Consider the following 13,189-nt stretch of genomic DNA (forward strand, 5'->3'; position numbering starts at 1 on the left):
GCTTCTGAGCGTCCTCTTATCTGTGTAACCCCTCGTTGGATGCCTGAAGAAAATTTTTCTGATTCTGCTTCTGTATCACAAATTCAGTTTGATGCCATTCTTGCAGCTGGCGGCATTCCAATCATGATGCCTTTAACAGAAGATCCAGAAGTTATTGGTCAGTTTGTTGAGATGTGTGACGGCTTCTGCCTCACTGGTGGTCATGATGTTGACCCTCGCAATTGGGGAGAAGAACCACGCGACCTTAATCGTTTGTGTCCTATACGAGATGCGCTTGAGTTTGAGCTGGTAAAGCAGGTACTTGCTGCAGATAAACCTTTACTTGCTATTTGCCGTGGCCTTCAGCTTTTAAATGTTGTGCTGGGCGGTACGCTTGTACAAGATCTGCATACCATGGAGCCAGCAGAAAATCATACTTTCTGGACTCATTCAGCAAATCTGTATCATCCAGCTCATGCTGTTCATGTTCAAAAAGACTCTTTGCTATACAACGCCTTGGGCCAGGTAGAGGACATTCAGGCAAATTCATATCACGATGAGGCACTCCGAAAGGTGTCTTCTGAACTTACGGTAGTTGCCTATGCGTCAGACGGCATTATTGAAGGCGCTGAGGTCAAGGGGAAGACGTTTGCCTTAGGCGTACAGTGGCATCCAGAGTATGGATGGCATTACAGCAAGGCTGATTGCGAACTTTGGAAATCCTTTGTTACAGCTTCACGAGCCTCACGGTCTTCTCGTTAATACATTGATACTCTAAACTGCGTTAACTATTTGGTTAGCGCAGTTTTTTGTAAGGGAGTTTTATGAGTGACGTTCTAGATAGATTTATTGCGTATTGTAAGGTTTCTTCTCAGTCTAATCCGCTGACGGTAGATACGGTTCCTTCAACTGAGTCTCAGCACCAGATGGCTGAGGTTGTTGCAGCTGACCTTCGTGAGCTTGGCGCAGAGAATGTAACCGTTGATGAGCACGCCTACGTGGTTGCTCACTGGCCAGCAAGCAAGGGTTTGGAGGACCTTCCAACTCTTGGTTTCTGCTGCCACATTGATACGGCTTGGCAGTCTTGGGGTAACCCCGTTCATCCTCAGGTTGTTACGTATGAGGGCGGCAAGCTAGTAGTTGGTTCTGATCGTGAGGGCAGAGAGGTCTATATTAGCCCGGAGACTAATCCTCAGCTTGAGCACATGGTTGGCTGGCAGCTGGTTACTACTGATGGCACCTCACTGCTTGGCGGCGATGACAAGGCTGGCATTGCCATGCTGGTCAGCTTGCTCGCTCGCTACAAAGAGCATCCAGAGCTTAAGCACCCGCGTATTGCACTTGCGTTTGTTCCTGATGAGGAGATTGGCCACGGCGCAGCTCTTCTGGATCTTGACGCTTTTGGTGCTGCGTATGGTTACACCATTGACGGTGGTCCCTTTGGCGAGTTCTGCTACGAGACCTTCAATGCTGCTGAGGTGTTTGTGCGTGCTCACGGACTTTCGGTTCACACGGGTACTGCAAAAGGCCAGATGATCAATGCATCCGAGGCAATTATGCGCTTCCACGAGTTGCTTCCACCTGCGGAACGTCCTGAGTTCACTGAGGGCTATGATGGCTTCTTCTATCTGGAGCGCGTCAACGGTGATTGCGAGTCTGCTCGCGCTGATTACATTATTCGAGACCATGACCAGGCAAAGGTTGAGCGCCGTAAGCAGTTGATGGTTGATGCTGCAGCGTATGTAAACAAGCAGATTGGCTCTGAGGTACTTTCCGTTGAGATTCACGACCAGTATCACAACTTGGCTGACATCGTATTAAAGCCTGAGTATGCGCACTTAATCGAGAATGCACGCACTGCATACGAGAAGGTCGGCGTAGAGATGACCTGCATTCCAATGCGTGGCGGCACCGACGGATCCCAACTTTCCTTTAGAGGGTTCCCATGCGCCAATCTCTCTGCCTGCTACTACAACGCTCACGGCGTCAGAGAATTTGTTCCTGTCCCCGAGCTTGAGGGTATGGTTGACATGCTGGAGCACCTGGTAGAGCTTTACACCCATCCACAAAACTAGGAGATAGTCATGACTCATTTTGAAACTGATACACAGTATTTGATTGATACTACAAAGAAGCTTGTTGAGTGCGATAGCCCTGTTGGCTACTACGAGCGCATCCATGAGCTGCTTCGAGAGCTTGTCACCGAGGCGGGCTATGAGCTTCAGATTGACAACAAAGCTACGGCGTATGTCCTGGTAGAGGGTAAAGATACCAGCAAGACTGTGGGCGTTAATGCTCACCTTGACACCATTGGCCTGATTGTTCGCGGCTTCAATTCAGACGGCACACTGCGCGTTCGCCAGCTGGGCGGCATCAACTACCACAGCATTGAGGGCGAGACCTGCCATGTTGTCTGCAGAGATGGCTCCGTTGTTGATGGTCAGGTAATCTGCAATCACCACTCCGTTCACGTCTTTGAAGACGCTCGAACTATGGAGCGCAACGAGGACAACATGTCCATCTCGCTTATTGCTGATGTTTCTTCTGCTGAAGAGGCTCGTGCGCTGGGCGTCTCAGAGGGTGCAGTTATTGCCATTGATCCTCACTTTGAGATGTATGACAACGGCTATATGGTTTCTCGCTTTATCGACGATAAGGCTTGTGTTGCCGCACAGCTTCATACACTCCGTTGGCTGGCGCAATCTGGCGAGAAACCCCTCTATAACACCTTGTTTGCATTCCCAATGTACGAGGAGATTGGTCACGGCGGCGCATTCTTGCCTATTGAGGTGGATGAGTACGTATCGCTGGACATTACCCTTATTGGCCCTGACTACAATTCAAACGAGCACCACGTAGGCATCATTGTTTCTGATATTCGCTCGCCTTACGATTGGGAAGTTTCCAACAAACTTATTGCGTGTGCGCAGGAGGTTGTTGAGCCAGAAAAGTGGAACCAGCAGGTTGCCTTCCACTTCTCAACTGATGCTAACGCTGCATATTTCTCCGGCAACGATCTTAAGAGCGGCGCATTTGGTCCAGCATGTCTCAACACTCACGGTCGCGAGCGTTGCCACATTGATGCAATCATCGGTACCGAGAACCTGTGCCGTGCGTACGTCCTTGGATATGGCGAGAAGAACTAGTTTTTCTCGCCATGGGTGCAGCTTGCTCTTATGGATGTATCAAAGAGTTTGCAAGATATGCTGTATATCGTATGAATTTTGCCATAGACGTGATAAGGTAGCCTTAGTTAACTTTTCGAGTCAGGAGTGATTCATGGATAGACGTTCGTTTCTTAAGCTTGCAGGTCTTATTCCAGCTGCTGCACTTTTCGGCTGTTCTGGAACAGGTCAAGAGAAGCCTCAAGAAAATGCTTCAGAAGAGAAAAAAAAGTCTGAGCCTGTTGCCGTAAGAGTTGCAACACTTAAAGGGCCTACCGCCATGGGCTTAGTTAAGTTTATGAGTGAGGTTGAAGCGCAAAATATCACGGACAACAACTATTCCTTTGAGATCTTGGATGCTCCTGATCAGGTAGTTGCCAAGGTTGCTCAGGGTGATGTGGACGTTGCATCTATTCCTGCAAACCTTGCAGCTACACTCTTTAACAAGACTAAGGGTGCATACAAGGTAGCTTGTCTTAATGTACTCAATGTTCTCTACATTGTTGAGACAGGTAACGCTATCTCTAAATTTGCTGATCTTAAGGGAAAGACACTCTACGCCTCTGGTAAAGGTGCTGTTCCTGAGTACGCCTTATCCTATCTGTTAAGCAAAAACGGTATGACGCTTGGCGAGGATGTCCAGGTTGAGTGGAAGAGTGAGCACACCGAGTGTGTTGCTGCTTTAGCTCAAGACCCAGAGGGAATTGCGCTGCTCCCACAGCCTTTTGTTACGGTGGCACAAAGCAAGAACAGCCAGATTCGCGTTGCAATCGACCTTGGCGCTGAGTGGGAGGCTGTCAATCCTCAGAGCAAGCTGATTGCAGGCGTCACTATTATTTCCTCAAAGCTTATCTCAGATTCTCCAGATGCCGTTACAGCTTTACTTTCTCACTACAAAGACTCGGTTGAGTTTGCGGTAGATCATCCAGACGATGCCGCCACACTTGTGGGCAAATATGGTATTGTCCCAGAGCCTATTGCCAAGGTTGCGTTGCCTAAGTGTAATATTACGTATATCGACGGCGCAGATATGAAGACGGCGCTTTCAAGTTATTTAGGCATTCTGGCTGAGGCTAATCCTCAGGCAGTAGGCGGACAGGTTCCTGGAGACGATTTCTACTTTGGCGCATAACCCGCACATAAAAGATAGTATTTCTGCCCGAGGTAGCGCCGAGAAAGGCGCTGCCTCGGCAGATTTTTCTGTCGAGAAAAACGATCAGGCCCAAAGCGCAGGTCAGACCCAAGGTTCGGGCCGCGTGCAAGGCAAACCGACTGTGCGCAAAGTTGCTTCTAGCTGGGGAGCACGTTTAGGCGCACTGGTATTTTGGCTTGTCGTGTGGCAGATAGCTGCGGTTGTCATCAATCAAGATATTGTTTTAACTTCACCTATTCAGACCATTCAGACGCTTTTCTCGCTAGCTCAACTACGCGAGTTTTGGGTTTCTATTGGTCTTTCTCTTTTGCGTATTTTTGCTGGTGGAGCACTTGCTTTTACGGCTGGTTCCTTGCTGGCGTTTTTGAGTTTTAAGTACAAGTTGATCAAGATTCTTTTTGAGCCGCTAATTTCTACAATCAAATCAATTCCCGTAGCATCCTTTGTCATCTTGCTACTTATCTGGGTTCGCACGCCCTGCCTCTCAATTTCAATTTCATTTTTGATGGCACTTCCCATCATCTACATTGCGGTGCTTGAGGGGCTCCTCAGCACTGACCAGCAGCTTATTGAGATGGCTGATGTATACCAAATTCACGGTTGGCAACGCATTAAAGCAATTTATTTGTCGCAGCTTATGCCTTCGCTTAAGACAGCTACCTCACTTGCCATGGGATTTTGCTGGAAATCGGGAATTGCAGCCGAGGTCATTGGCCTTCCCGCATTCTCCATTGGCGAGCACCTCTATAACGCTAAAGTGTATTTGGATACGCCAGCCCTTTTTGCGTGGACGCTTGTGGTTATTGTGATGAGCGCACTTGGCGAGAAGATCGTGATGCGGTTAGTTTCATGGGCAGCCGCAAGGTTAGAAAAGAGCTGCTCATGAGTATGAATACAACAAATTGTGCCTATGCAACCGAGCAGTTGCTTGAGGTAAAAAACATTACTAAATCGTTTGGTAATACGGTTGTGCTTGATAATTTTTCCTACAAGTTTGAGAAGGGAGTGTACGTACTCTCTGAGCCCTCTGGAGCAGGTAAAACAACACTTCTTCGTATTCTTTGTGGTCTTGAAGTGGCTGATTCAGGCACAGTGCTTAAATCGCCTGACGCTAAAACGGTCATGATGTTTCAGGAAGATAGACTGCTAGAAAACTTGAGCGTTATGGCAAATATCATGCTTGCTATACAGTTGCACTCAAAGGAGCAAAAACAAAGCGCTCGAGAGCGTATTAAAGAGGCGCTTTGTGGGGTAGGACTTGAAGGAACAGAAAACAAACCTGTTTCTGAGCTTTCCGGTGGTCAAAAGAGACGCGTTGCTCTTTTACGTACACTCTTTGCAGATGCAGACATCTTGCTCTTTGATGAGCCGCTCAAGGGATTAGATGAAGCGCTTAAGCAGCAGGTTATTGCCTCTGTCAAACCGTTCATTGAATCAAAAGTTGTAATTTGGGTAACTCATACTCCTGAAGAAGTAAAACTGCTAGGCTCTTATACAGCACTGCAGTTATAGGAGTGAACTACATGTACAAGGTAATTCTCGCCGGCGGAATGGCGTCTGGTAAATCAACTGTTTCTAAAATGTTTGAAGCAGCAGGTGGTCTGCGCTTTGACCTTGATGAGGTTTCTCGTAGGCTTCTGAGACCTGGATGCGAGTGTACGTATCGTGTGGCAGAGGCTTTTGGTAACGATTTATTAGACCCCGTTACTCATGAGATTAATAGGCGAGAGCTTGGTTGTAGGGCTTTTGCCACTAGAGAATCTGCTGAACTCTTAGAAGAGCTTGAGATGCCTTTTATCAGGGAATATATGCGTCAATTCCTTACAAAAGAGGCGCCGGCTGCAGATGCTCAGTTCTGCTTTGTAGAGGTTCCGCTGCTTGACCGCGTTGAAGACTTGCTTGAGCTGGTTGATGAAGTTGTTGTTGTTGTAGCGCCTTTGGAATTGAGAGCAGAACGCGCTGAACAGCGAGGATCTTCTCGCCAAGAGTTTGAGCAGCGTATAGCGCATCAGCCTTCTGATACGTATTTGCGTAATCAGGCGGATACGGTATTTGTGAACTCTGAGGGCCTCGATGACCTTAAAGCACAGGTAGAGCTTTGGTTAAACGCTCGGTTCAACCAGCAGTCAGAGCAGTAGGTTATAACTTACCCGCGGTCTCTAGAAGGGTGTTCTTAACGAACTCTCTACCTTGGCAGCTGCATCGTCAAAGGTAATTTCAAGGCAATTCTTGAGCATGTTTTGGCCAACACAATAAATGCCATCGTTAACACATGCGCTGCCAATAGCAACTGCCTTGTTAAACACAGCTTTCTGGTCAAAGACAGGAACACCATTTTGCTTAAGGAACGAGAAAACCTCTTGAGGAGTATCTAGTTTCTTCACAGAAGCGTCTGCCTTGAGAAGGTCTTCAAGCTCTTCTTTTGCAGGCTGAGCAACACTGCCGCCGATAATTATTGCCATTTGATAGCAAGCTGCACAAAGGTCAGAGCGTCCTAGCTTCCACTCCATATAGGCCAGGCGATAGTACACCAGTGCAACATCTGAGCTGGAGAAAATATGTGCGATAAGGTCTTTGAGCAGCTTAGCAGCCTCAAAGACTTTTGACTGATCTTCTAATGTTCTTACCAAGAGCAGCGTTGCATCAATTCCCAAAGGAGAAATTCTATGGGCTTCTTGTGCATAGCGTTCTGCTTTTTCTGGCTGTTCAAGCAGGTTGTAGGCGCGAGCCATTCTTGCTAAAGACATAAAATAGGTGTCTGGAATAAGCACCAGTTTTCTTGGCTCATTGGGGAATGCAAGGTTATAAGCTACGCGCTCTGAGAGGGAATCAAAATATCTGTAGATAGAATCAGAGTCATCCAGATACAGACCCATATCAAGGGTTGGTGAAACCTGAGACTCAAGCTCTGTAAGCACCTTTTCTAGAGCGTCTGCATCTGGCTCTCCATCCATGATGTTATTTATGGATTGAAGCGTTTTTTGCAAAGGCGAACCAAAGAGGAATTTCTCGGCCATAGACCTTCTGTCCGAGAAATCAATAGTACCCTCAACCAGGTCATGGATGACTCTATCAAAGCCTTCAATGGCATAAATATCAGAAGTTGAAGCTTTTGCTTCCTCAAATTTACCAACTGCATCTGCAGTAGAGGCATCTTTTGGAATGTTGTTGAGAGTGGTGTTCCAAAGTCTGATGCGATGAGATGCCTCAGAGTATCCAAGATCGCTTACTTTTTGGGCTCCACAAACAGCAGTAACTGCTGGCGAGCAGGGGCGATCAGAAAGGTCTGGCATTTCAAAGAAGCTACGAGGAGAAACCCACTCATCCGTTGCCTTCATAAAAGGCTCAACCTCGCTAAACCAACCTTCAGGGTCAAAAGACACCCTGAGTGCTGGATCTTGTGGGAAGCTGTTGCCGTCAATTTGAGTGTTTGCTGCAGTGGGCAGGAGGCGAGCAAGGGCAGCCTCGTTTAAGTCCATGGATAGGACAATACGCTCTTCTCCGCGCAAGCTGCCGTTGATGCAGACGCGAGAGATTTTGCAGCTCTGAAGTGCCATACGAGCCACGCAAAGAGAAGCACGTAGTGCGTAAGCGCGCGCCGCTGCAATTTGCTCTGCCTTTTCTGCAGACAAGAAGCTAAAGCAGCGAGGACGAGCTACAAAGAACTCAAATACCAAAATATCAAGCTGTGGATTGTAAGAGAAGTTGTACACCATCCTAAAAGGGAATGGCGTGTTTTCAACATAGTTGGCAAACCAGAGACGCTTCATCCAGTCTGAGCTGCCGTCAGCGTTACCACTAAAAGGAGCAACTTGCTCAGAAAGAGAAGCTGACTTGGGCATGAGGCTTGCTACCTGCGAAAGGCTAGTACGAACAAGCTGAAGATCTGTCTCAGAAGCATGTGTATTCTTTAGGGCTTCAACATCTTGTGAAATGTTGAGAATAGCCTCAGTTGCAATAAATGCATCGTACTCTTCTGGTGCACACTCCATCGTGTTAGCGTTGAACCACCAGCGACCCGTTCTGTCCAGCTTATGAACATCGCCCTTGGGCAGATTGGTATTCTCGAGATTTTTAGAGCGCATCAGCATCTCTTGAAGACCAGCCTCTGCAATCTGATTGTTTGCAACAAGGTCTTTAAGAGCGGCAATGACATTATTTGAGCGCAGTAAAATCTTCTCTAGGGTAGAACCCTGAGGTTGCTTTGAAGCTTTATTTAGCGAGAAAAGATCTGAGACGCCCAAGGTATCTCCTTTATCTGATGTAACTTGTTTATTTAAATGCTAGTTTAACGCATATAGGTAATGTATTTATTACCCGTCACACTTTGAAACTATACTGCAATTTATAAATAGTATAGAACAAGTGTTTCAGTTTTGAGAAGTGGGGTATACTACTTTCACAAGAAAAGGAGAATCTCATGAATGCATCTCATGCTGAAGATCAACATAAAGAATATATAGGTGCTGAACTGTGCCGATTTGGTCGTGAAGCAGGAGAAGAGAAGCTTCAGGTAGTATCTCCTTTTGAACCCGCAGGTGATCAGCCACAGGCAATAGAAAAGCTTGCCCAAGGAATTGAAGACGGGCTTAGGTACCAGACGCTCTTAGGTGTTACGGGTTCGGGTAAGACCTTCTCTATGGCTAAAACTATCGAGAAGCTCAACCGCCCCACGCTTATTATGGAGCCCAATAAAACACTGGCTGCACAGGTTGCTTCAGAGATGAAGGAGCTCTTTCCTAACAACGCTGTTGTGTACTTTGTCTCGTACTATGACTACTACCAGCCAGAGGCATATGTTCCGCAGTCTGATACGTACATAGAAAAAGACGCTTCCATCAACGAAGAGGTAGAGAAGCTCCGTCACCAGGCAACTTCATCGCTTCTATCTAGACGAGATGTCATTGTAGTTGCATCTGTATCGTGTATATATGGTATTGGCAGCCCTCAAGATTATGCAGGTCTTGCACCTAATGTAGATAAATCCGTTCCTCTTGAGCGTGATGATTTTATTAAAGATCTTATTGATGTCCAGTACGATAGAAATGATTATGACCTGCAGCGTGGCATGTTTAGGGTGCGTGGAGACGTTGTTGACGTGTTCCCGCCATATGCAGAAAATCCGCTGCGTATTGAGTTCTTTGGTGATGAAGTAGAAAGTATTTCAGAGGTTAGCAATGTAACGGGAGAAGTGCTGAGAGAGTTTGATGCTATTCCAATTTGGCCAGCATCTCACTATGTTACTGAGCGTCCAAAGATTACCCATGCTCTTACAACCATCTCGGAAGAGATGGAAGCTCGTGTTAAAGAGCTTAAAGAAAACGATAAATTGCTAGAAGCTCAGCGTCTGGCTCAGAGGACAAACTATGATCTAGAGATGCTTGAGACTATGGGTTATTGCAATGGTATTGAGAACTACTCGCGCCATTTAGATGGGCGTGCTCCCGGTGAGCCTCCCTATACGCTCATTGATTATTTCCCTAAAGATATGATTTGCATTATCGATGAGTCTCACGTTACGGTTCCTCAAATTAGAGGTATGTATGAGGGTGATAGATCTCGTAAGGTTACGCTGGTAGATCACGGATTTAGACTTCCTTCTGCACTTGATAACAGGCCTCTCAGATTTGATGAGTTTGAAGGACGCATTCCACAGTTCATTTACGTTTCCGCAACTCCTGGAGATTATGAAGAGACGGTTGCTCAGCAACAGGTGCAGCAAATCATTCGTCCAACGGGTCTTCTCGATCCAAAGATTGATGTTAGACCGGTAAGAGGCCAGATTGATGACCTTATCTCAGAGGTTAAAGAGCGTGTGGCAAAAAAGGAGCGCGTTCTTGTTACCACGCTTACTAAAAGAATGGCAGAAGATCTTACAGATCACCTGTTAGACGAGGGTATCAAAGTCAACTACATGCACTCAGATACAGCTACACTTGACCGTGTAGAAATCATTAGAGATTTGCGTCAGGGAAAAATTGACGTGCTTGTTGGAATCAACCTTTTGCGAGAAGGACTTGATATTCCAGAGGTTTCTCTCGTAGCTATTCTTGATGCTGATAAAGAGGGTTTCTTAAGAAACAGAAGGTCTCTTATTCAGACTATGGGTAGAGCCGCAAGAAACGCTTCCGGCCAGGTCATTATGTACGCTGATAAAATCACTGATTCTATGCGCATTGCCATTGATGAAACAAAAAGGCGTCGAGAAATTCAGGAAGCGTTTAACAAAGAGCACGGTATTGTGCCTAAAACCGTTAAGAAATCTATTACAGATATTGCAGGTTTTATTGCCGAGGCATCAGAGAACATTGATAAACGCAAGCGCAAAAATGGAGAGTTCTACACCGCCTCAGATGATGAAGACTCTTTAGAAGAGCAGCAAGAATCAATTCTTGAAATGCCTGCAGAGTTGCTTGCTGAAGAGCTACAAAATCTTCCTCGTACAGAGGTCGAAGCAATGCTTTCTGGTATGGAAGCAGAGATGGCAGAAGCATCTGCATCTATGGATTATGAGCATGCAGCAGAACTCAGAGATCAGATTGTTGCCATTAGAAGCCAGCTTGAAGGTACTACGTCAGATGATGTTATCAAGAGGCTTAAAACAGGAGCTAGAAAGGGCAGTGCTCACGCAACTCGCAGACGTTATAGAGGCAAGCACTAAGCGTTGTTGTAGTGTTCTACTACAAGCTCAGCCATTCTAATGCCATCTGCAGCAGCACTCATAATGCCGCCCGCATAGCCAGCACCTTCACCTACAGGCCACACACCAGGTGTGTTAATACTTTGTCCTGTTTCATCGCGGGTAATTCTTACAGGAGAGCTTGACCGTGTTTCAACGCCCGTAAGCACAGCATCGGGATGCGCAAAGCCATGAAGCTTTTTATCCATGACCAGAAGGGCTTCTCGCAAGGTTTGTAAGACGTAGGGTGGCAGACAGTCTTCAAGCGAGGTCCAGGTAACACCACGCGGATACGTTGGTTTTACCGAACGAGGTCCAGTAGAAGCTTTCTTGTGTAGGAAGTCACCAACTAGCTGAGCAGGAGCAACATAGGCACCTCCACCTGCTTTAAAGGCCGCCTGCTCACAAGAGCGTTGCAGCTCAATGCCAGCAAGCACGTCGTCTCCTGGTAGATCTTCTGGATAGACGTTAGCTAACAGGCCGGAGTTGGCATTTTTGCCCGCGCGGTCAGACAGGCTCATACCGTTTGTGACTACGCCGTCCTTCTCGCTCGCTGCAGAAACAACATAGCCACCAGGGCACATGCAGAACGAGAAGGCGCTTCTACCAGAGGGAAGGTGAACAGAAAGCTTGTAGGGTGCCGCTCCAAGTACGGGATTGGTTGCTTCGGGACCGTACAACGATTTGTTGATTTGAGACTGAAGGTGCTCAATTCGCACGCCCATGGCAAAGGTTTTTCTCTCCATAGAGATGCCCTTGTCTTTGAGCATGACATACGTGTCTCTACTTGAGTGTCCAGTTGCAAGAATCACCGTGCGAGTCTGTATGGTTTCAGGTTGAACTGAACCGTCTGGAGTGGTTCTTTCAATCTGAAATGCAGAAAGAGAGCCATCTGAGGTTCGCTCTAGGGAGGTGAGCTTTGTCCTAAACGCAACGGTTCCGCCAGCGTCTTCAATCATTTTGACAATGTTGGTCACAACGGTGGGAAGAACATCACTTCCTACGTGGGGTTTTGCGTCCCACAAAATATTTTTCTGTGCGCCCGCCTTAACAAAAGTCTCAAGAATAAAGCGATGAGAAGCGCTCTTGGTGCCCGTGTTGAGTTTTCCATCAGAAAACGTGCCGGCGCCTCCAAGGCCAAACTGAATATTGCTCTCAAGATCTAGCTGACCAGTTTGGTTATGATGCTCCACTGCAGCAGTTCTTCTCGTTGCGTCATCTCCGCGTTCGATTAGCAGGGGATTAAGCCCAGCTTTGGCAAGCGTCAGCGCACAAAACAGGCCTGCACATCCAGCTCCTACAACAACGGGACGGTTCTCTGAAGGAGCAGGTTGCGTTGCTTTGGGGAGCACAAAAGTATTTGGCTCTGCAAGCTTGATATGCTTTGCTGCAGGTTTACCTTGAATTTTGCTCAGAAGTTTTTGTTCCGCTGCAGACCCACCTTTAAGATTTACGTGGTAGGTGAGGATAAGAACAATATCGTTTCTTTTACGTGCATCAATTGAGCGTTTATGCAGCTCATAGGAGGTAACTTCATCCGCAGAGACTCGGAGAGTACGAAGGAGTGCGTCAAATCCCACCTTTGATTCTTTAGCGGGATGCTTACGAAGAGGCGCAACATGAACTTTAATGTTTGATATTTCCAGCATGTTAGTTGTCCTCTTTCAAAGATTCGCAATTCTGACCAGCGCTTTTTGCGGCAGCCAGACCAGCAACCATCCCGCTCTTCCATGCCCACGAGAGGTTAAAGCCTCCACATTGAGCGTCAATATCAAGAGCTTCTCCCATAATAAACAGACCAGGAACGCCATGCGCTTCAAGGGTGTTTGTGTCCACTTGATCGATGGAAATTCCACCAATACAGACCTGTGGAACAACTTTGGAGGATGTACCGGTAACGGTAAAAGTGATTTTGTGAGCTTTGGCAACAGTGGCTTCAACTGAGTCATGAGCGCCCAGAAAAGCAGCAATCTGTGGGTCGAGAAGACCGTCAGTGGTGTGAGCTGCCACAGCTGCCGCAACTTCCTCTTCCGTAAGCTGGGGGAGAAGATCAATCTCAAGCACGTCGCCAGGTAGGGCTGTGCGAGATAAGTTGAAAATCATGATGCCCGAAAGTCCAAATGACCTAAAAAGCAGCTCGCCAGATTCCTGTTTGAGCACAACGCCGTCTCTTACAAGAGCTGCATGCGCACGGACACGTTTGCCATCCAGGCT

At 47.1% G+C, this 13,189-nt stretch carries 11 protein-coding genes; 8 read left to right on the plus strand and 3 right to left on the minus strand.

Annotated features, from left to right (window positions below):
• The 7 genes from RWJ96_RS06395 to coaE all read left to right on the plus strand — a co-directional run.
• A partial coding sequence (locus tag RWJ96_RS06395) for a gamma-glutamyl-gamma-aminobutyrate hydrolase family protein (protein WP_314019545.1) occupies window positions 1–741 on the plus strand: 741 nt, incomplete at its 5' end.
• A gap of 62 nt (window positions 742–803) precedes the next feature.
• Complete coding sequence (gene pepT, locus RWJ96_RS06400) at window positions 804–2,054, plus strand: peptidase T (protein ID WP_314019546.1); 1,251 nt, start codon at window positions 804–806, stop codon at window positions 2,052–2,054.
• Window positions 2,055–2,063: 9 nt separating this feature from the next.
• Window positions 2,064–3,125, plus strand: coding sequence for a M20/M25/M40 family metallo-hydrolase (locus RWJ96_RS06405; RefSeq protein ID WP_314019547.1), 1,062 nt, complete (start codon window positions 2,064–2,066; stop codon window positions 3,123–3,125).
• A gap of 133 nt (window positions 3,126–3,258) precedes the next feature.
• Window positions 3,259–4,275 carry an ABC transporter substrate-binding protein gene (locus RWJ96_RS06410; RefSeq protein ID WP_314007616.1) on the plus strand — a complete coding sequence of 339 codons (1,017 nt, stop codon included), beginning with the start codon at window positions 3,259–3,261 and terminating at the stop codon, window positions 4,273–4,275.
• Complete coding sequence (locus tag RWJ96_RS06415; RefSeq protein WP_314019548.1) at window positions 4,265–5,182, plus strand: ABC transporter permease subunit; 918 nt, start codon at window positions 4,265–4,267, stop codon at window positions 5,180–5,182. The genes RWJ96_RS06410 and RWJ96_RS06415 overlap by 11 nt, the downstream gene beginning before the upstream one ends.
• Entirely contained in the window at window positions 5,179–5,808 is a 630-nt protein-coding gene (locus tag RWJ96_RS06420; RefSeq protein WP_314019549.1) for an ATP-binding cassette domain-containing protein, read from the plus strand. The genes RWJ96_RS06415 and RWJ96_RS06420 overlap by 4 nt, the downstream gene beginning before the upstream one ends.
• A gap of 11 nt (window positions 5,809–5,819) precedes the next feature.
• Window positions 5,820–6,434 (plus strand): dephospho-CoA kinase, encoded by a 615-nt coding sequence (coaE, locus tag RWJ96_RS06425; RefSeq protein WP_314019551.1) that lies wholly within the window; start codon window positions 5,820–5,822, stop codon window positions 6,432–6,434.
• 21 nt (window positions 6,435–6,455) lie between these two features.
• On the opposite strand, the gene RWJ96_RS06430 is transcribed toward coaE, so the two are convergent.
• The gene (locus RWJ96_RS06430) at window positions 6,456–8,540 is read right to left on the minus strand and encodes a tetratricopeptide repeat protein (protein WP_314019552.1); all 2,085 of its coding nucleotides are present in this window, start codon (window positions 8,538–8,540) and stop codon (window positions 6,456–6,458) included.
• 176 nt (window positions 8,541–8,716) lie between these two features.
• On the opposite strand from RWJ96_RS06430, the gene uvrB reads away from it, so the two are divergent.
• Window positions 8,717–10,957, plus strand: a complete 2,241-nt coding sequence (gene uvrB, locus RWJ96_RS06435; protein ID WP_314019553.1) for an excinuclease ABC subunit UvrB — start codon at window positions 8,717–8,719, stop codon at window positions 10,955–10,957.
• Here uvrB and RWJ96_RS06440 read toward each other — a convergent pair.
• Both RWJ96_RS06440 and RWJ96_RS06445 read right to left on the minus strand, forming a co-directional pair.
• Window positions 10,954–12,624, minus strand: a complete 1,671-nt coding sequence (locus RWJ96_RS06440; RefSeq protein ID WP_314019554.1) for an FAD-dependent protein — start codon at window positions 12,622–12,624, stop codon at window positions 10,954–10,956. The two genes, uvrB and RWJ96_RS06440, sit on opposite strands and share 4 nt — an antisense overlap.
• 1 nt (window position 12,625) lies before the next feature.
• The coding region (locus RWJ96_RS06445) for an NAD(P)/FAD-dependent oxidoreductase (RefSeq protein WP_314019555.1) at window positions 12,626–13,189 on the minus strand (564 nt) is incomplete at its 5' end.

This window comes from Lancefieldella parvula (assembly GCF_963547875.1).
Taxonomy (GTDB): Bacteria; Actinomycetota; Coriobacteriia; order Coriobacteriales; family Atopobiaceae; genus Lancefieldella; species Lancefieldella parvula_D.

What these genes read in the sequence shown, in the direction of transcription:
- coaE (WP_314019551.1), top strand. Translation starts at nt 5,820, where the DNA reads ATGTACAAGGTAATTCTCGCCGGCGGAATGGCGTCTGGTAAATCAACT.
- RWJ96_RS06420 (WP_314019549.1), top strand. Translation starts at nt 5,179, where the DNA reads ATGAGTATGAATACAACAAATTGTGCCTATGCAACCGAGCAGTTGCTT.
- RWJ96_RS06405 (WP_314019547.1), top strand. Translation starts at nt 2,064, where the DNA reads ATGACTCATTTTGAAACTGATACACAGTATTTGATTGATACTACAAAG.
- uvrB (WP_314019553.1), top strand. Translation starts at nt 8,717, where the DNA reads ATGAATGCATCTCATGCTGAAGATCAACATAAAGAATATATAGGTGCT.
- RWJ96_RS06440 (WP_314019554.1), bottom strand. Translation starts at nt 12,624, where the DNA reads ATGCTGGAAATATCAAACATTAAAGTTCATGTTGCGCCTCTTCGTAAG.
- RWJ96_RS06410 (WP_314007616.1), top strand. Translation starts at nt 3,259, where the DNA reads ATGGATAGACGTTCGTTTCTTAAGCTTGCAGGTCTTATTCCAGCTGCT.
- pepT (WP_314019546.1), top strand. Translation starts at nt 804, where the DNA reads ATGAGTGACGTTCTAGATAGATTTATTGCGTATTGTAAGGTTTCTTCT.